The 18,914-nt window shown below is 40.6% G+C and carries 13 protein-coding genes and 1 CRISPR repeat array; of the genes, 1 reads left to right on the top strand and 12 read right to left on the bottom strand.

Features of this window, described 5'->3' with window-relative positions; translation table 11 throughout:
* Positions 1 to 120: 120 nt before the first annotated feature.
* From CDG77_RS38040 to cas1 (CDG77_RS28545), 11 genes are all read right to left on the bottom strand, one after another.
* Positions 121 to 738 carry a site-specific integrase gene (locus tag CDG77_RS38040; protein ID WP_223270028.1) on the bottom strand — a complete coding sequence of 206 codons (618 nt, stop codon included), beginning with the start codon at positions 736 to 738 and terminating at the stop codon, positions 121 to 123.
* A gap of 586 nt (positions 739 to 1,324) precedes the next feature.
* Positions 1,325 to 2,407, bottom strand: a complete 1,083-nt coding sequence (locus tag CDG77_RS28495; RefSeq protein ID WP_094332623.1) for a DegT/DnrJ/EryC1/StrS family aminotransferase — start codon at positions 2,405 to 2,407, stop codon at positions 1,325 to 1,327.
* 35 nt (positions 2,408 to 2,442) lie between these two features.
* Positions 2,443 to 4,248, bottom strand: coding sequence for an ATP-binding protein (locus tag CDG77_RS28500; protein WP_094332624.1), 1,806 nt, complete (start codon positions 4,246 to 4,248; stop codon positions 2,443 to 2,445).
* A 216-nt stretch (positions 4,249 to 4,464) separates the two neighbouring features.
* Positions 4,465 to 5,313, bottom strand: coding sequence for a hypothetical protein (locus CDG77_RS28505; RefSeq protein ID WP_094332625.1), 849 nt, complete (start codon positions 5,311 to 5,313; stop codon positions 4,465 to 4,467).
* 34 nt (positions 5,314 to 5,347) lie between these two features.
* Entirely contained in the window at positions 5,348 to 6,436 is a 1,089-nt protein-coding gene (locus CDG77_RS28510) for a hypothetical protein (RefSeq protein ID WP_094332626.1), read from the bottom strand.
* Positions 6,437 to 6,766: 330 nt separating this feature from the next.
* Positions 6,767 to 7,651 (bottom strand): hypothetical protein, encoded by an 885-nt coding sequence (locus tag CDG77_RS28515; protein ID WP_143857108.1) that lies wholly within the window; start codon positions 7,649 to 7,651, stop codon positions 6,767 to 6,769.
* A 1,615-nt stretch (positions 7,652 to 9,266) separates the two neighbouring features.
* Positions 9,267 to 9,572: a hypothetical protein gene (locus CDG77_RS28525; protein ID WP_094332632.1), complete on the bottom strand. Its 306-nt coding sequence runs from the start codon at positions 9,570 to 9,572 to the stop codon at positions 9,267 to 9,269.
* A gap of 255 nt (positions 9,573 to 9,827) precedes the next feature.
* A complete protein-coding gene (locus CDG77_RS28530; protein WP_094332628.1) occupies positions 9,828 to 10,097 on the bottom strand; it encodes a hypothetical protein in 270 nt (89 codons plus the stop codon).
* Positions 10,098 to 10,223: 126 nt separating this feature from the next.
* On the bottom strand, positions 10,224 to 10,502 hold the full coding sequence (cas2, locus tag CDG77_RS28535) for a CRISPR-associated endonuclease Cas2 (RefSeq protein WP_094332633.1): 279 nt from the start codon (positions 10,500 to 10,502) through the stop codon (positions 10,224 to 10,226).
* A complete protein-coding gene (gene cas1, locus CDG77_RS28540) occupies positions 10,502 to 11,545 on the bottom strand; it encodes a CRISPR-associated endonuclease Cas1 (protein ID WP_094332629.1) in 1,044 nt (347 codons plus the stop codon). Before cas1 (CDG77_RS28540) ends, cas2 begins: the two co-directional genes overlap by 1 nt.
* 367 nt (positions 11,546 to 11,912) lie before the next feature.
* A CRISPR array of direct repeats spans positions 11,913 to 12,376; the repeat unit is 35 nt; unit sequence GTTTCCATTTTTAATCGACTTCATAGAAGCCAAAG.
* 203 nt (positions 12,377 to 12,579) lie between these two features.
* Entirely contained in the window at positions 12,580 to 14,586 is a 2,007-nt protein-coding gene (gene cas1 / locus CDG77_RS28545) for a CRISPR-associated endonuclease Cas1 (protein ID WP_094332630.1), read from the bottom strand.
* A 375-nt stretch (positions 14,587 to 14,961) separates the two neighbouring features.
* On the opposite strand from cas1 (CDG77_RS28545), the gene CDG77_RS28550 reads away from it, so the two are divergent.
* Positions 14,962 to 18,531: an NACHT domain-containing protein gene (locus CDG77_RS28550; protein WP_094332631.1), complete on the top strand. Its 3,570-nt coding sequence runs from the start codon at positions 14,962 to 14,964 to the stop codon at positions 18,529 to 18,531.
* A 142-nt stretch (positions 18,532 to 18,673) separates the two neighbouring features.
* On the opposite strand, the gene CDG77_RS38045 is transcribed toward CDG77_RS28550, so the two are convergent.
* On the bottom strand, positions 18,674 to 18,914 hold a 241-nt coding region (locus tag CDG77_RS38045; RefSeq protein WP_223270030.1), incomplete at its 5' end, for a hypothetical protein.

Below are 18,914 nucleotides of genomic sequence, written 5' to 3' on the forward strand. Positions count from 1 at the left end.
GTATTTTCAACCTCGGATGACGACACAGAATTTGCATGAACTTTTGTGGACAATTTTCCCACAAAGTCAACACCCTACCTTGACACTATCATTTTGGAGCGCATGAGTGCGATTGCTTTTTTACCGATGTTTGCTTTTTTTACGCAGTGCGTGAGAAGTCCCAACACGCCCGACATGGTGAATGTACTTTGCAGTTGTTGCCGGCGAAGCATGGCCCAAATCTGCTTGCAAGTCAAAATCAGAAGCTCCATTTTTCTTAGCCAGCGTCGCATGAGTGTGGCGCAGAAAGTGGGCACTGAACTTAATTCCCGCACTAGCAGAAATTTCCGCCATCATCAACCGCAATCCGCGATCGCTTAGAGGTTTACCTCTGTCTCGCCGACTGGGACTAATGCTGCTGAGGCGACGGTTGACCGTTGCTTCCTTCAACCCAATAGCCAGTAGCTTGGCCTTATATTTCAACACCACCGCCACCGCCCGTTTCTCGGTCAGGTGCAGAAATTCCAACACGCTATCAACATTCGGCTCAATACCAGTCATCGCCACAAAAAATTTCCGCAAATCTTTCTGGTATTCGCGCCGCGTACTAGGTGCGCGAATATTGGCGAGCATCAAAGCAATGACATCCCGTTCATCCTCCGTTGCCGCAAAATACCGCTCAATTGGGGCTGAAAGAGATTTTTTTAATATACTTACCCCATGCCTCAAGCGGCGGCGGGAGCAACCTCGACCACTCATAAGGGAATGGAGTTTCCCGCCGCTTTCTATGAACAAGCCCCCAAAGGGATGTTGTTGGTCAACAAATCTGTACTTATACCAATTTGAAAAAAGAATGCGACATATACACAGCCCCAAACGCTTGTCCTGTCTTGATTCTTAATTTTGAATTTTGAATTGGTATTAGATTAGGATTGGCAGGTTTAATCGAGAACACCTGTTTTGCGATCGCATTTTCGCAAAACAGGTGTTCGACCATAAAACTAGTAGCATAACCCGCTTTTGTCACTTTCCGGGAGGGCGATTGCTAGAAGCCTCATGAGGCAATCAATACAAGCTATCCTATTAGAAAAAAATAGGTCTTGTATTTGTGATTAGAAAATAATCGTGCTCCGGCGTAGCCCGTCGTAGACATCGCTTGCTATGCAAAAGCTCTAGAATTCAGCAATAGCAAATGTTTTCGGAGAGTGACAGAACAGGGATAACTAAGTCGGCGTGAATATTTATCGTTAAGATAAGGCAGAGGGCAGACGGCAGAACAGAAGAGGGTTTGAGTTGATTTTACTTTTCGTTAGTTACATATTTCTGTTTATTTGCACCGTTCCACTTATCTTTTGATTCCTAGTTGATTCAAGGAATTTAAACAAAAATAATTAGATGCACAAAAATGCACAGTTTGATGATTCAGAAATAGATGTTCATATTCAGCCAAAAAAGCTGGATGTGTAAATAGAGGTTGTAACAGTAAATATTCTAAATTTACTGCAATATTACGTTGAGACAATTGGTTTAATAATTCGGTTGCTTGCGCTTCTTTATTCCAGCTAGCGATTAATCGAAAAAAAGCGGGAATAATCTCTTCTGATTGCCAAAAAATCGATTTTGTTAAACCTATTTTATTCAAAGCATTAATAACTTCAAAACACCAATATTGATAAAGTTTCAATTGTTGTAATGAATCATCAAAAATGCTCAGAGCAATAACGGCAGCTAAAGGGTGAATTCGCGCATTCAGGGCAAATTCATTAGTTAAAAATAACCCGATATCTCGTTTTTGTCGCTCAGGATGCTGGGTTAACCAAACTAATTTTTGATACAGTTCACTATTATCTGTTAAAATTGCCCCTCCTTCGCCGGCAAATACTGATTTACCTACGGTAAATGATACAACTAAGGCATCGGCTAAAGCACTGGCAGGAATGCCCTCTCGATATGCTCCTAAACTTTGAGCTGCATCTGCTATATACCAAAGTCCATATTCATCAGCAATTTGCCGTAAAGCTACTTGATTGCAAGGGTTTCCATATATATCTACTGCTAAAATAGCACGGGTATTCGATGTAATTTTTTGCCGGACTGATTCAGGTTCTAGGGTTAAAGTTTGGGAATTAACTTCAGCAAAAATCGGACGATTTTCTAGTAAAAGAAACCCAGCTAAAGATGCGCCATAGGTGTAGGGAGTAGTGATAAATTCTTCTTTTTTGAGATTCAGTGCCAGGCCAATGGCTAAAAGTCCAGTAGTAGCGTTAGAGACGCAAAGAGCATATTTTTTACCATAGTGATTTTTGAGTTTAAGTTCTAACTGAAAAACTGCCCCTGCACCTGCTAAATGTTGTTCTGCTAAACCTTGATCCTCACAAGCTTGTTGCCAATATTTAGTAATGGCTGCTAATGTTTTTGCGGTGTTCATAGTGTCTTGATTATCTTTTGATTTTTAACTTTTTTCTACAAATTAGCGTGGGGTTTCAAGTCCTCAATTCGTTGATCGAGTTCAGTTTGGTTGATTTCACTGGTTTGGAGATGAACTAACCCTTGCAGATGCTCAGGGAAAGGATAAGAAGCTAAATTCCCACTCCAAGGTAGAAAGGATTGAGAAGAACAGGCTTTAATTGCCCATAAATCGCTGTAAATGGCAGATAAAGTATCCGTGGTAATGCTCAAATCATGGGCAGAAAATAAAATCGCTTCTGGTGTAAGATGTTCTTTAATTAACAGAGCATTACTGAGGGCAGCACGAATATGGCGGGGATTTGCGCCTTTACGAGCGAAAATTGCCGCAGCTTCAACGATCGCGGGATGAGTTAATTCTCCTCTATCCCCCCCTAAAAAAGCAGTAGGGTGATTATGACTGAGCCGTTGAGCGATCGCCTGTACAATAGCTGGATAATCTTCTCTTAATGGTTGCAATACAGGAATAGCAACAAAACGCGATCGCATGGCTGCACCCATTCGCCAAGGACAGTTGGTAGTAGCAATCAACAGCGATTGTCCCCGGCGGCTTTCATCAGCAAGTGCTGTCAACAAAGCGGCTGTGACAGCTCTAGTTGCTCCGGAATCTCCGTTAAATTCGCTTCTTTCTAAAGGTAAAGCTTCCGTAATTTCATCGACAAAAGCTAAATTCGGTATCCATTCCCGTAATACTCGCTGTTGTAATTCTGCTTTGCGTTCTGTTTCCCCGACAATCCCAGTTTTCGGGCTGTGCATCTGGTATGCGGCTACACCCGCCTGTTTGGCAATGATCATGCTCATTTCCGTTTTGCCTGTACCTGGAGGGCCTACTAACAACACATTTGCAGGCATGGCAGGATTACCTACTGCTAAGGCTTTGGCTAATTGTTGTAAAATACTTTTGGCAAAGCAAGTATTTATACCCTGCAATGTAGTTTCAGCAGAAATACGAGTCGTATCTAACACCGTTAAGGTTTGCTCAGAAATCGCCTGGACATCTAAACTCTTTTGCGCCACTAACTCACGGGCGGTTACAGGTCGTGTGGTAAGATGGGAGGCGCGTAACAAAGATTCTAAGCCTTGATTGGGCGTGTTAGAGGTCAAAAAGGCGATATTCTCCCAAGTTAGGTCAGTTTGTAAACTAGCTTGACTGTAGATGTTCTGGGCAACTTGCACAAAAACTTGTTTAGCATGACAATCTGGTTGGGGCAGACAAATAGAATACAAAGCAGAACGCACTAAGGAATCGATTAAAGAAGCTTCTTGGACATGAAAACAGAGTAAATTACCACTGCGACGGAGTGCTAAACTTTGGGCGGTAATATGGGAAAGTTCTGTGGCAACAATTTGGGCGTTGCTTTGCCCTGAATGATTGCATTGCGGAACTAAGTGTTCACCAAAAAACAGCAGGAAACAAAAACGCATCGGTTTACCATCAACCCAAGTTACTCCTTGGGTGGGAGTGCGACATAAACCCGCCACGCCCCGGACAATATGGGCAACTTCTTGATCATCTTGGGGAATATCTAAAAGATTATGCGATCGCAAAACAGTAGTAATTGTCTGACGATCCTTTTCTTTCTCAATGCTACTAAGGTCATAATCTACTCCTTCTGCCAAAGAGTAAGTGATTAAAACCATACCATAGCGATCACGTAGTTCTGTACGCAGGATTTCCAATAAAGGCCCCATGCGTTTGCCATCAAAGTAAATATCTAAATCACGCAGATTGCGGCCAGAGAGTAAAAAAGCACAACGACCTTCAGCAATGGCATGATGCAGTGGTTGTAAGGCAATGTTCATGATTTTTCATTGAGTTGATTTTTTGGGAAAACCCCTCTTTCAACCTTTGTTAGAGGGAAGAGAGGCTTTGAAGACTACAGAAGAGGCTATAATCTGGCGTTGCTGAGTAGAAATATGAATTTGTATCACGCACCAGGCGCAGAGTCGCAGAGAGTAAGAGTTGAGAAGAGTTGATTTTTTAATTTCATATTCAAATTCAGCAACGCCTATAATCTTTTAAAATTTCTGTGGCGTTTGTTGTTGCGAAGCAGGACGATGAACAGCTTTGGGTTGGGAAGTGGTAGTTTGGTTTTGAGTCTTTTTAGTCGGACGTTTACGTACAAAGTCTTTGGCGGCTTCGAGTTCGCAGATACCACCTGTAAACTTGCGTTCCGGAGGTGCATAAATGACTCCTTGCTCTTTCAAAGCAGCTTCAAAAGCATCTAAAATCTGATCGCAAGAGCGATCGCTTATGCCAATAATTTCTGTAGCCATTTGTACAGGATGATCTGGGTTAGTAGCAATTTCTGTGACTAAACTGCGCCCTGTGTCATCACTAGCAATCAAGCGTACTATACCATTGACCATAGTTGCAGAGGATTCTAGCGGTGTAAATCCTATCTTGAGGGTGGCATTATGGCAGGCTAGAACTAAATTGTCCACTACAACCTGTTGATGATTAACTTCTAATTGTTGGACAAAGTTATTCAAGGCAGTTTTAGCTGATTCTAGAGAAGCGGCTGCTTTTAGCGGTGTCCAACTTTGTTCAATTGTCTGAGGATTAACGGTAACATAAACATTAGCAGCCACCAAAGCAGCCACTTGAGCCGCTTCAGTAATCGGTAAGTTCGATTTTTGGGCGAAATCCATAGCTTGTTGTTGCAGAACTTGAGCCTGTTGGCGAAGATTTTGGGTAGAAACCACTACAGTAGGTTGATTAGCCGTGAGCGATTCAGTCACTTGTTGATAAATACTCTGAGCTTTGGTACTCAGTGTTTTTACTGGTGATGATATTAAAGAATGTTGCTTTGGTTTAATAGTAGGTTGAACGCTTTGGATGGTGGGAACTTTGCGAATTGCAGACATGATGAATAGACTCCTAATTTGGTAATTTTTGTTTTTAATCTGGTTGTACTTCTCGCTCGTTATTACGAACTTGGTTATCTAGTAGTTGTCGATAATAATCACGTTCTGCTTGTGTTTGTGCCTCTACATCCACCTCTGCATTAGGTAGATTGGGATTGGGTGGGTTAGGATGAGGGCGAACAGGTGCCGCAGGAGTTTCATCTTCTCGTGTTTCGGGAGGAAGGATAATCACTTGGTCTCTAAACCATTTATTGATAAATAGAGCAGTATCACGGCTAAAAGGGCCAGCATTCAAAGGATGATTAGGGTGTCTGTCGTTATAGTCATTGAGAACTTGAGCAAAACGAATGTAAAACCTTTCAACATTTCTACCTGCTTTGCGGTACTGAGAATCAAAGTAGTTAATATCGCGTTGAATACGCCAACGGCAGTAATGAAACCAAACAAAAGCTTGAGCGTTGTAAATCTGTTCTCCACCGTAGACTATCAGAGCATCGGTTACACCCGCTAAGATAATCATGGCTAGAGAAGTAGTAAGATTATAGGCTGCCCACCAATCTTCTCTGGCAAACATAGTGCCGACAATCAGTAGAGGAGCAACTAAAATCATCACTGTACCGGCAGTTTCCCAAGCCCGAACATTGGCATCTTGCGTTTGCATGGCGTGGCGACGACCTAAAGAAATACAAAGCTCAAAAACTAATAAAAGTATGGGAACCACTACGGTAGATACTCGAACTTGCCATGCTTTTTCATCTTCAAAGGGTGTACTAGCTAGATAATTGACTGGCGCATTAATTAAGAAGTAATTCAGTAAGACAACAGCGATGGCACCCAAGGCAAAGGTGCAATGACCCATTGTTGCCAAAGGCCCAGCATTAGCATAGCTAGGAGAGTCATATTCTAATCTTTGCAAGCGATCGCTTTTAATTTTTCCCCGCGTTTGGGCAGCTATACCCTTTTGCACATGGGTACGAATTTCATCTAAATTACGGTTCAGAACTGCTTGAGTTTTTTGGCGTTCTCTCCTAGTTTGGGTATCTTGGGCTTGTCTTACTTGCCGTTCACGGACTTGGCGTTCTCGTTGTTCTTCTGGCTCATGGGGATTATTGTTAGCATTCATCAGCCTTTCTCCAATTTGCTAATATCTCATTGAGGCGAAAGATTCAATTTTGTAGATTTGTAATTGGTGATTAGGGAATCCAGGATTTGTATATCTGCATTGACCGAACAAGGCAAAAGTAAAAAGTTAAAAGGTGAGCCATTGCGGTGGACGGGTTCCCCGGCATAAAGGAGCCAGCGCCGTGGGCGGGTCTCCCGACTTGTACCCCTACTCTTAAGCAAGCTACGCGCAGCGTCTCCCCTTGGGAGAAGGAGCGTCACCCGAAGGGCAAAAGAAAGAAAAAGAAAAATGGTTTGAGAGCAACTAAATTTATTTATGGGTATTATCTTTTTACTTTTTACGCACCATCCACTCTGCTAATGTGCTGAATGCAGCATTAGGAGATTCAAAACGTTGATGTTCAATAGACTGAAAAACTCCTACATCACTACTGCCATTCACTAACACCACTTGATCTGCTTTTAATTGGATAGGCTGGACAGAAAAGGTATCTAAACCATCGGTGATAAACACTGCATATTTACGGGGCATCTGTGATAAAGTATTAGGCTCATTAAATAGCCAGTTTGCTCGTTGTACTGCCCTTTGAATATCTGTAGCTTGACAGTTGCGGGGTTGCTTGAAGACTGTTTGTAGCTGTGATTTCAAGGCATTAATGCGTTGTTGATTATTGGTGTAGTATTGCTCAATTTGCTGTTGATAACTATTCAGTTGTGTGTAAATGGCAGTGATTTGTTCAGGGTAGGTTTTGGCATCCTTGTAATATGTTTTGAGTTCCTTCTGATGTTTGAAAGGATTACCTCGGCTAGTATCAGGACGTTGCGGAGGTGCAGGAATGGCAGTAATATTTAAACGAGGCGGTTCTGGGAAGGTTGTTCTAATCAAAGGGCGATCGCTGCGATCGCAAATGCTACTCATAGCAAAAGTCCCACCTGTGCGGCTCAATGACTTTAACACCAGTTCCACATCAGTTAGTTTAGCCTCGGCAACACGGGCAGTTTGCATACTGCCACTTTGATCAATGCCAATATTAACTATGCTGGGCGGTGCTATGGGTGGTTGCATTGCCTGAATTTCTGCTAACTTAGAAGTTGCTTGTGTATGCAGATTTGATAATTTTGTATCCCCAGCAGACAAAGGGGCAGACTCATTACAACCGTTTAAACAGATACCTGCTGCTAAGGCAAATAATGCAGATTTCATGTGGTTCAACATAGTTATCACCAACAGTTAATCAATTGAGACTGTGATTTTAGGAAGATTTTTTAGGAAAATTTTTTAGAACTATTGATTGTTATACAAAAACAGTAAAACGACATTATAAAATAAACAAAAACCGCTGCTAAAAACTATGGTAATTTTCACAAAAATATTTCCACTAAAAAGATAGATATGTCACCTACATCAGCAAGCTAAAAGCCGAAAAATCAGTGTGTGGTAATAATTTGATTTTTATCTATTGTGCAACAGCTTAGGACATCTTCGTATCGCGGCATTTATAGTTATATACAATCTAATTAAGCGCTACTGAAAAACTTGTGTTGGCTCTGTAATAACTATGTAAATTTTATCTGGACAAATGCTAAGGTCTAAATTTTGTTTGCAGTAATAGTGTACTCGTTAGCCTTTGGTTTTAAATTCGCTTTTTCAACCTTTGTATTTTCGATACTACACGAGAATTTTCAAAAATGCAACTAGGCTGTAAAATTTTTTTTAGGTTTTTTAGCAAATACTATTTTGTAGATTCAACAGCAATTTATATGGCAAGAAAAAAACTAACCTTATTAGCGAAGATAATTAATCTTGTCAATAATCTCGTGCGAGCAACGAAAATAATTTGATATATAGAGAAATTACATTTGATTTTTGATAACCTAGCACAGCCGAAGTTTTGCCTAACATAGGTTATATCCTCGGTATACCTAACACGGCTAAGTCTGATTCCTATATAGGTTTTATCTTGTCGTTTCGCTGTGGTTTCTAATGAACTACTCTTAATATATACATCAACTTTGCGTAATCAAACTATTTGATGCGAATAACAAACTGTTATTCTCGATGAGTATAAATACTTAGCGTTTGCAGATATACGGCAATCCTAAATTGTGTCATGAATTTTATCACCTCTCTTTTATATTTGGACTTTAACGAAATACACGGGTAGGGAACATTGTTCCCTACGCTCGGCGATAATCTGTACTTCTTCAAGTTGCAATCTGCCATATTTACACCTTCAATAGAACACCTGTACAAGTCTGAAAGTAAAAGCTAAAAGCAAAAGAAGTTTATTTCTTTTCACTTTTAGCTTGTTTACAGTTTAATGAGTCAAGATGCCAATGTTTCCATTAATTCGACTTCCCTATCACTAAGTATCAAGTCCAAAGTTCCAAGTTTAAACAGAAATCTTCTCTTTTTAATTTTTACTTGCTATGGGAAGCCAGTCAACTTCAAGTGTCATTATCAGGTGACTTCTGCATTCCTGGCGCCTCAAAAATCAGCAAAAGCTTTGCAGTTTGGGTGCAGTTATGCAGGACTTGTAAATAAGCAACTGCATCATTTCGCCGGCGAAATCGTGCAACAATCTGATGAAAGATTATCAGGAAGAACACGAATAATACACCACGGATGTAATTGCTGAGAATAAGTCACCATCGCTACGCTCCAAGTCAAAAGATAAAAGTTAAAAGGCAAAAGAAAAGTCTTTTAGCTTTTGACTTTTGACTTGTTTTGATGCACTTTGAAATTGCCTACAATCACCTTAACGAGAAGATATTTGCAAAGACATGTCTATTTGCTATTGACAAAATCGATATTTTATGTATAACACCAATCACAAATGAGAATTAGGAAAACATAGCAGGTACAAAACTTGTTCGGGAATCTCCTCGTAATGTTCTAGTAGGAAATCCATCAATGCTAGATGTCGTAAATCGTTGCGTGAAGGCTGGCGTTGATTGCGCCCATTTCTAAACCAACCTCTCACGGTAGAATCGGAACGGGAACAGATAGTGGCAATTTGTTCGTAGCTGACTGCCCATTTGGCATAAAATTGTGTGGGTGTCATGCCGAATTCCCAATTGCTGTACAGTAAAATGAGCCGTAATTCTCGCGTTTTTAATGGACGAGGTTTGGGCATAAGTACAAGTAAAAAGTAAAAAGGCAAAAGAAAGAAAGCAATAGATGTAGGTTGAGTTGTAGCTTGCTTCCCGTAGGGTACGCAGTGAAACCCAACAAAACCGAGGATTGTTGTTGTTGGGTTTCGTTCCTCAAACGCCACTCGCACGCCACTTGCTTCAACCGGGGGAACCCCGGCAACGCAGTGGCTCCTCAAGCCGGGAAACCCGTCCACGGCGGTGGCTCCCCAACCTACAATTGACTACAATTGGCTTAATTAATGGGAGTCTATGTGTGTGATTTCAACACTTTGTTCCTCAATGTAACGCCAGTAAAATCGTTTTGCCATTGATGCTGAAGAACTCCAAATATCACTATTCTGGCTGCGATATCGATGTGTTCTCAAGCTGCGATAGCCTGGGCCATGATTAGCGAAACATTCAAAAGCTTTGTCATATTGCTTGCGGTCACAAGCAGGTAATGCATCAAGTTTTTTTTGAACTTTGGAAGTGAAAACTAACCGGAATTGGATAGTTTGAATCTGCATTCACTAGTTTCCGAATATCCAAAATTTGACCGAAGCGTGAAGATGTTGACACTGCTAGCGGTGGAGCGCGTGGGGCGTTCATTTGGGTATGATTAATGTGCTAAAGACTGTGTTAAATCGTGGTAACTAAACGATAAATGCTGCGTCGTCTATTACAACCTGAGGTTGTGTTCCCAATACTGCGACTTTGCAACGATTGTGGGCAGACATGGGGTAGAATCTCACTTGGTCTTCGCGTTTGTTGACGAGTCGGAAGAGGTATTTGGATAGGGTTTCGTACTGCTTCTCGTCTAATACGCACTCGAAAACTGACTTTTGGACTCTTAAACCGTAGGCTTCTAGGAGTTTCGCCACTTTGTTACGGCGGGTATCACTCACGATGTCGTAGCAAACCAAATAAAACATCATCGTTTCACCAGCTTTAGGGAAACAGTTTGCGGTTCAATGGTGTTGGTGAAGTCTGAATTTGCAGGCCGAAACTTCAACGCTAGGGGACGATAATACTCAACATCTCCCAGCAAAGTTGCGAGATATTCTCGAACTTGTAAGTCGAGACATTGGCGATAACTGACTTCTCCGGCGTAGGGATGGAGTACAAAAGTTCGCAGTTTTGCTTCCCAGTGTTGGAGAAAGCTTTGGAGAATGGTATGGGGCTTTTTACCGTTACCGTTGCCGTTAGAGTTAGAATTCAAATGATTACGGGCAAAATTTAACACCAAGTCATCAACGATGGGGGCGCGGAATTCGGCGGTAAAGTCCCAGGCTAAGGGGAGTTCGTAATCTGCGTTGCTATGCAAAATTGCGTAGTCTGGGTGAAGTCCGGTGGTGATGAGAAGGGTGTAAATATATTGATGTAGTAGTTGATTTCCCAGGTTTAATAGTCCGCTAATGTGCTTTGCGGTTGTTTGGGGACATGGGTTGGAGAGGTTGAGCAAGGAAGCGATCGCAAAGTGGTAGATTTTATCAGCTTCTTCGCTATATTCGCGCAGTTCATCGAGAGATACTGCGATTGGGAGGTTATCCATCAGCAGTGTCAGGTAATTTAATGCGCGTTGAGTGGCGTAATTAGCTTGGTGGTGAGTCCAGCTTTGCAAAAAAGTATGTTGGTTGTGCAATTTCGCCCAGATGATACTTTCTGCTGTGGCGCGGTTAAATTCTCTGTCCCTTCTACGTTGGCGTTGGTAGGTGAGATATTTGGCTTTGAGTTGGGATGTGTTTTCTAATCTCCCGATAATTTCGCCGTTTTGAGTTAAGTAGAGTACGGGAATGTGATGTAATTGCAGTGTTTTAATAATGTTGGTGGGTAGATTTATGTTGTCAAAGATGATGAGTTGACTGACGTTGCTAAGACGGATACTGATTAGTTGTTGCTGTTGATGAAACACTTTTAAGTAAGTGTGTTGAGTTTTGATTAATGCATCCTTGTCGGTGATGTAAATTGTGGACATAGGTTAAATGAAGTAAAAGGTTAAAGGTAAAAAGTCAAAAGATAGAGGCTGTTTTGCTTTTGCTTTTTTACTTATCTCTATGTTCTCAGAGTGGTATATGAGTTCGTATATGTGTATACGGCTGTTATATATGACTTTGTATATGAGTTATATGACTTGTGTGTAGCGCATAAAAAAAGTCGGAGATATTATCCCCGACTGAGTACTTAATAATCTGTAATTTATAGCCGTTATAAATTATTCGTGAAAACCAAGATCCCCGACTTCTTCAAGAAGTCGGGGATCTGAGCCTTACAATTATCATTTTTATTCGACTTCATAGAAAAAAAGACAGTCTGGTTACATCAAAGATGTTGATGCTCTTAAAGTTTCCATTTTTAATCGACTTCATAGAAGCCAAAGGTAAAATGAATGTTACTGTTGATAATACTAATCCCGTTTCCATTTTTAATCGACTTCATAGAAGCCAAAGGGGAAAAACTAAGCCCAAGTATCCAGCAAGAAATAGTTTCCATTTTTAATCGACTTCATAGAAGCCAAAGAAATATAGTTTTTCTCGTGCTATTGATATGTTTCTTCATGTTTCCATTTTTAATCGACTTCATAGAAGCCAAAGACGTTATCGGCAGGGATTGAAGCTGAGCGTGGCGGAAAGTTTCCATTTTTAATCGACTTCATAGAAGCCAAAGTGACGATTTTTCAGGAACAACGACAGGAAGCTTAATAGTTTCCATTTTTAATCGACTTCATAGAAGCCAAAGCCATATTTTGGATACGTCCAAGCAGTTATTTTTTAGTTTCCATTTTTAATCGACTTCATAGAAGCCAAAGGCTACCGCTTGAAAGCCTTGCCCTGAGCTAAGTCTACAGCACTTTTTTGTGGGATGCAAATTTTCACCCAAATAAATGAGAAATTGTGTCAATAAACTCATCACCGGAGTACCTCAAACCCTTACCAGGAGAGCAAATTGTGGGATAGAACGAAAGAATCAGGGTTTCAGCCATTGTGTCTATCCCACAAATAGTATAGTAGGTTACAGTTTCCAAACCATTGGGCGGTAAACTTCTACCTCACCCATCAAACAAGCTACATACTCCCGCACCTGCAACTCAATACAACGACGATAAGCTACCTTGTAACCAGTATGGGGATGTGTTGTCTCGGTTTGTAACTTCTCCTCCCAGTGCTTGAGATACTTCTTCAACGCACTTGCTTGTAAGTATACACCACCACGTTCATCAGGAGGAGTAAAATCTTCAGGATCTAAGATTTTTTTATTTACCAAATACGCCACAAACGAATCAACAATTTGAGCGCGAAATTCTTCCATCAAATCAGATACTAAGGCTGGATGATTATCGCGGGGAACGTGTAAATTACCAAAATGCGTATGCAGTCCAGTGGCTTGAATAAACGAAAAAACTTGCTGACTTAATAAAGTGTAACCCAAACTCATTAAACTGTTAATTGGGTCAGTCGGTGGGCGTTTGGTACGCTTATCAAAGGCAAAGAAACCTGTAAATAAAGAACCCAAAGCTTGAAAATAAACGGTGGCGGCTTTCCCTTCATATCCCCGTAGAGCTTCCATACTTTCTGCTTGGGGTAAACTGTCGATGAGAACCTCAATTAAGTCTATTGCTTGAGTAGCATTTTCCGTTGACCGACGACGATTTAAGCGCATGATTAAGATGCGGGAATTATGTAATTTAGCGGTAACAATTGCTTCGGCTTGCTGTCTAGTAAATTTCTCGTTACGCGCACAATCTACTTGTCGCATCAAATACTCTACTTTGGCATCACCTTCTGTTTGTAATCTGCCAAAATACCTACCCTTTTGTGATAAATACATCACAGGAATGCGTCGCCACAATGCCATATTGACTGCACCATGCGATACGTTACAACAACCAAATAAAATAATGTTACTCACCCGTGTAGCTGGAATTTTTAGCTTTAATTCTCCTTGGTAAAATACCTGGAATTGCTGATTTTTTACACTCAAATAAGCGCCTTGGTCGGTGACGTATAATGTAGACATAAAATCCTGCCAAATATGAGATATAGATGCTGTCGGAAATTTGCTGGGCTTGTCAATACTGCAAGCTTTCGGCGGACGGGAAGCAAATTTTACTGGGCGTTCTTTGGGACGAAAATAAGGTAAACCTGATTGATTTGTTACCCATTCCCCCTCACGAGTAGTCACTGGTGACGGTGGTGCATAAACTTCGCCGCCAGCAAAGCGATAACCAAGAAAGGTAAACTCGTCATTAGGGGCATAAATCTGTGTTTTATCTGGCTGAAGATTTAAGTACAGTTCCCCTAACCAATTAGTAACTTTGTCTAGGGTGCGACTTGCTTCTAACCAACTGCTACAAGCAATGGCAAAATCATCTCCATACCGGACTAAATTAAGGCTATGACTGAGGCATTTTCTATCAAATTCGTTCAGGTATAAATTTCCTAACGCCCCAGAAAGCACACCACCTTGCAATACTCCCTTACCTGGGTAAATAGGTTTGCCTGCGATGACAATTCCCGATCGCAGTTGCCCTTCGAGTAATTGCACTACAATGGGTTCAAGAGGTAATGCTTGTACCGCAGTTAACAATAATGGCCAACACAAGCTGTCAAAAAAATCAGCGATATCGGCTTTGATAATCCATTTTGGTTGCAACTGGTAGTAGGAATATAAATGCTGTACGGCTTGCTGAATGTTGCGTCCTGGGCGATAGGCGTAACTACAATCAAGGAAGGTATCTTCTAAGGGAAAATACAGTTCTTCTAGTAATAAACGCTGCACAATTCTGTCGCGCACGGTGGGGATACCAATTAAACGCTTGCCACCGCTGCTTTTGGCGAGATAAAATCCTTTGGCGGGGCTAGCGCGGTAAGATTCCTGTTGTAATTGGCGTAGAAGAAGACGTAACTCGTCATTGACAGCCGATGCGAATAAGTCAAGGGTAATGCCATCGACACCCGCAGTTTTAGTTCCCGCACGGACGAGAAGCCATGCAGATGTGAGTTGTTCGAGGGTGAACATGGGGAAGTAAAAAGTAAAAAGTAAAAAGGTGAGCCATTGCGGTGGACGGGTTTCCCGGCATAAAGCAAATGGCGAACCCGAAGGGCAAAAGAAAGAAGATACCTGTTTGAGGTTGGGGACTTTGAACCGGACAACAAGTGTTTTTGCCTTTAAATATGATTGTTGCAGTCGTGTATATGAGTACGTATATGGGTTAGTGACGCAAATATATGACTTCGTATATGACTTGTGCGAATTGTCATTTGTCATTGGTCAACAGTCAACAGTCAACAGTCAAGAGTCAACACCATTGAATATGCAAGCTTGATCTGGAACAGCTTATAATGACTTTTAACTTTTAACTTTTACCTTTTTACTTTTACCTTTTTACTTGTTATGAAGCGATCGCTTGTCGCGTCAGCTGAGGGTATCAAACGTGCTAAGGTAGCTCTTAAGCGTCAGAGTTTGACTCAAAAGGCTTTGGCTTACGAGTTTGCGATCGCATCTTGGACGACGGTAAGCAGGTTTTTTAATGGTAAGCCTGTTGACCGCCATCTATTTTTAGAGATTTGTGAAAGACTAGATTTAGATTGGCAGGATATTGCTGCACCTTTTCTTGCTGAAGAACAGGAAGAAAAAGAAATTGCTGCGGAAATCTCACCTGAACTGGTGGCAATACAACGCAATTCTTTACGTGCCAGAATTGCTTTAGACCCTTACATTTTACCTCGAATCAACCGCCAAGATTTACTCAAAGATTGCCTCACCGCTATCCATCGCGGTGTTATGGAACAAAAGCGCCGTGTTGTACCCATCCTGGGTGCTGCTGGTTATGGTAAAAGTACGATTCTAGGAAGCATTTACGATGAACTCGTACAAGCTGGTACTGCTTGGGTGGGGTTAGTACGTTGCAATGATTTGATTGAGACGGCTGAAACTTTTGCTACTGAAATCGGAGAAAAACTCAGTGGTGTCAAGGAATCAATTGTAGAAATTGCAGTCCGCTTGCATAGCCAGCACGGCAGAGGCGTATTGCTGATTGATACCCTAGATTTAGTGCTAGAGAAAAAATTAGTACCCGTACTCCGCAATATTTTGTTACGGTTATTGGATTGTGGGACTACAGTTGTATTTACCTGCCGCGATGCAGACTTTCGGGATTTTTTTGAACCATACCACGAAAGCTTTGCAGGTTTTCATGAAAGTATTGAACGCTGTCAGGTCTCCAATTTTAACACCGAAGAGGTACGGGAAGCTGCACGCGCCTTTTGTCAAATAGAACTGAAACAAACACCAGCAGGTGCAGCCAACTTCGCTCAGAAAATTGTCTCACTTTCGACTGACAGTAAGTCTCTGGCAGACATCACCCGCAACCCGTTATTACTAGCGCTATTGTGCAAACTATTTGGTGAAGATGGTAATGTCCCGGAAGATTTGACAGTCAGCCAATTATATCAAATGTATTGGGATTTACGAATTGCTATCAGCCGTAAACCCCGCGCCGATAGTCGTCGTATTGGTATGGCTAAGAAAAATCTCTGTTTGCGATTGGCTGCATTAATGTATCATGCCTCTGAGGAACGTCTGCGGGACTTTATTTATGAAAGTCAGTTAGAACTCGATGAGGTAGAATTTCTCGCTTACGAAGAACTCTTTAGCGACGGGGTTTTGCAAGAGTTGGGTGCAGATAGGGTCAGTTTTTTTCACCAAACATTTTTAGAATATGCGATCGCGCGTTATTTTGTCTCAACTTCAGAAGGAGAAATCCACAAACAGCAAATACTCAATCATCTCCAGCAACAGCAAAACGCCTACGCTCAATATTTTATCTGGTCAGTCATCCGTCAGTTACTAAATTTAGTTAATGTGGAAGAATTTCACAACATTGCTAACTCTTTAGAAATAGAAAAACTTTCGCCATTTCGTACTCTGGTGTTCGCATCTGTTTCTCGCATCGAACCAGAAAGCGCCAATGTACTGCTAAGACTGCTACCTCACGCACTTCATTTGGGTGATGCTTATCAAGAGATACTGTTAGTTGCTGCTGCTGGCGCACCAAATCGCCACATTGAAACGGTGTGGTTGGTAGTTTTGGAACTATTACGAGAAACCCAACAAACATTAATTAATAAAGCTGCTGAAGTTGCAGGTGAGTTACTGGCGAGGGTTCCCACTCAAAACATTAACCCAATGGCACAGGCGCTAACAGCAGTTATTAATAGGGATGTGCAAGCCAACTCCAACACCAATGATATAGGAACAAAAGCCTTTGGCACTTTAATGAAAAACTACATCAAGACTCCTAAAATTTGGCAAAAGGGAATTGATGAAAATGTCTTGAATTCGCTCAAAGCAAGTTATTTTTCTTTTGGTGGTAATGCCCGTGCTTACGTTCTCCAACTGTACTGTCTGCCTGACATACCAATGGCATTACAGAAAGAAATTTTAATGTTGATTATCACCCAGCCAGTTTCAGATATTGGTAAAGAAAAAGAAAATGCAATTGAATTGTTGCAGAGATTGTTACCAGATTTAATTGCATCAGGAAATTCAATATTTGGTAACTCATGGTTAGAAGCACTATATGCACAATTACCTAAAGGTTGGGATGTGATTCAAGCCACAGCCGTTGGACATCAAGCAGTACATCAACCAGAATTATTAGCTGTTCTCATTAACAAGTTATTGCAAAAAAACTACTCGCCAGATGATACACAACACCTACGCCGTCACTATATTGCTGTTACAGAAGCGATTAAAACTGGTGCAAGTTCTAGTGTAGCCTCAATTTTACTTGAGAAATCTTTAATAGATATTCCTAAGAATCGACTATCTACTATCTCATCAATGATTCGAGAAATTGTCAATCAAGCTGACAAGACTATAGTAGATATAAATAATTTATATTTATCAATAGCACAGTGGATTTTTCCCAAAATCCCAGATTCTCCGAACGAAACACTCTTAATTTTAGATACATTAACAGCAGTAGATATTCAAGTTGAAACTTTATACAGTCAAGCTCTAAATGATATTTTATCTACTTCGTCACAAGCCCAGGTAATTTCTATAATTAAATCATTAAAAAATATCCCGTTAGCCTTAGAACCTTATTTAAGAGCTAACAGTAACTATAAAGAAATTAGGATTGCCTTGGTGAGAGTTTATCAACGTCAAGCAATTCAAAATAACTCGGAAACTGCTGTTAAATATTTATTTGCACTGTGTTTAGATAATTCACGCGATATCGCCCTTGATGCTAGTGCTGCAATTTTAGATTTAACAGAAAAATTACAATTGATCGCCAGTGATTTTTTACCGATTGTTAATAATACAAAAATATCTGGTGTCCGTAATAATTGTTTAAAATCTTTAATAAATATTGTAGAATCTGGTAACAAGGTTAATGATACAGATATCGTTAATGTATGTACAGCATTAATCAATGATAATAGCCCGGAAACCCTACGTCCATTATATAAATTAATTGAATGCTGGGTGCAAACCAATAATCACATTTCTGATACTTTAGCTACAGTTACATTTGAATTAACAAATCGTTTAGTTAGCCGATGTGGCTGTAATTTATTAGATGCAGCAATTGCCCAATCAGCATACATTACTTTAAAAAATATTGCTAATCTCGAATATGCACACCTCAATACACAATTAGGGTTATCTGTAAGAAATTTATTACGGCATACAGATGTCCGCACAGTTAATATTTTATTTGTGATTGGATTACTTGATAAAATTGCCAAAATTGATCTGGATTTTCTAGTACATATTGTTCATGAAGATTTAGTTACTGATAATGGTGTTTTACCGTTGTATAATCTTGATGCGATCGTGGTGGCAATTTTTCACAATCAAGGCAAGTATTCAAAATTACTCGATGAAATTTTAGCGGATGAGCGCTTGCCTTTGGAAGTAAAGAGTAAGATTATTAGGGAACGTGAAGAGTAAGTAAAAAGTAAAAAGAGAATCCCCATAAATAAATCTCGCAGCACGCCTCGACAAAATATTTTGAATTTTTGCACGAATAAATTTAGGGGATTGCATCCTTTTCAAACCTAAGCAAAAAAATACTATTAAAAATTATTAATTATCACAGGTGGACTGGTACGCATCGGTGGATAGGATGGCATTGGGTAAGGCGATGCAGGGTAACTTGGATAACCCTGTTGATAGTTAGTTTGTGGATAATTAGGCTGTGGATAATTAGGCTGTGGATAATTAGGCTGTGGATAATTAGGATAACCTTGTTGATAGGGGAGCAATGCGATTTTGTTAGACGACGCAAAAAAAGTGCGATCGCTAAAAATCCAATCTCAGTAAAAAGTGATTTT

It is taken from the genome of Nostoc sp. 'Peltigera membranacea cyanobiont' 213 (genome assembly GCF_002245975.1).
Classification (GTDB): Bacteria; Cyanobacteriota; Cyanobacteriia; order Cyanobacteriales; family Nostocaceae; genus Nostoc.

Bases quoted from the DNA above. Each gene is read 5' to 3' on its own strand.
- CDG77_RS28515 (WP_143857108.1), bottom strand. From the start codon at position 7,651: ATGTTGAACCACATGAAATCTGCATTATTTGCCTTAGCAGCAGGTATC.
- cas2 (WP_094332633.1), bottom strand. From the start codon at position 10,502: ATGTTTTATTTGGTTTGCTACGACATCGTGAGTGATACCCGCCGTAAC.
- cas1 (WP_094332630.1), bottom strand. From the start codon at position 14,586: ATGTTCACCCTCGAACAACTCACATCTGCATGGCTTCTCGTCCGTGCG.
- CDG77_RS28530 (WP_094332628.1), bottom strand. From the start codon at position 10,097: ATGCAGATTCAAACTATCCAATTCCGGTTAGTTTTCACTTCCAAAGTT.
- CDG77_RS28495 (WP_094332623.1), bottom strand. From the start codon at position 2,407: ATGAACACCGCAAAAACATTAGCAGCCATTACTAAATATTGGCAACAA.
- CDG77_RS28510 (WP_094332626.1), bottom strand. From the start codon at position 6,436: ATGAATGCTAACAATAATCCCCATGAGCCAGAAGAACAACGAGAACGC.
- cas1 (WP_094332629.1), bottom strand. From the start codon at position 11,545: ATGTCCACAATTTACATCACCGACAAGGATGCATTAATCAAAACTCAA.
- CDG77_RS28550 (WP_094332631.1), top strand. From the start codon at position 14,962: ATGAAGCGATCGCTTGTCGCGTCAGCTGAGGGTATCAAACGTGCTAAG.
- CDG77_RS38040 (WP_223270028.1), bottom strand. From the start codon at position 738: ATGAGTGGTCGAGGTTGCTCCCGCCGCCGCTTGAGGCATGGGGTAAGT.
- CDG77_RS28525 (WP_094332632.1), bottom strand. From the start codon at position 9,572: ATGCCCAAACCTCGTCCATTAAAAACGCGAGAATTACGGCTCATTTTA.
- CDG77_RS28505 (WP_094332625.1), bottom strand. From the start codon at position 5,313: ATGTCTGCAATTCGCAAAGTTCCCACCATCCAAAGCGTTCAACCTACT.
- CDG77_RS28500 (WP_094332624.1), bottom strand. From the start codon at position 4,248: ATGAACATTGCCTTACAACCACTGCATCATGCCATTGCTGAAGGTCGT.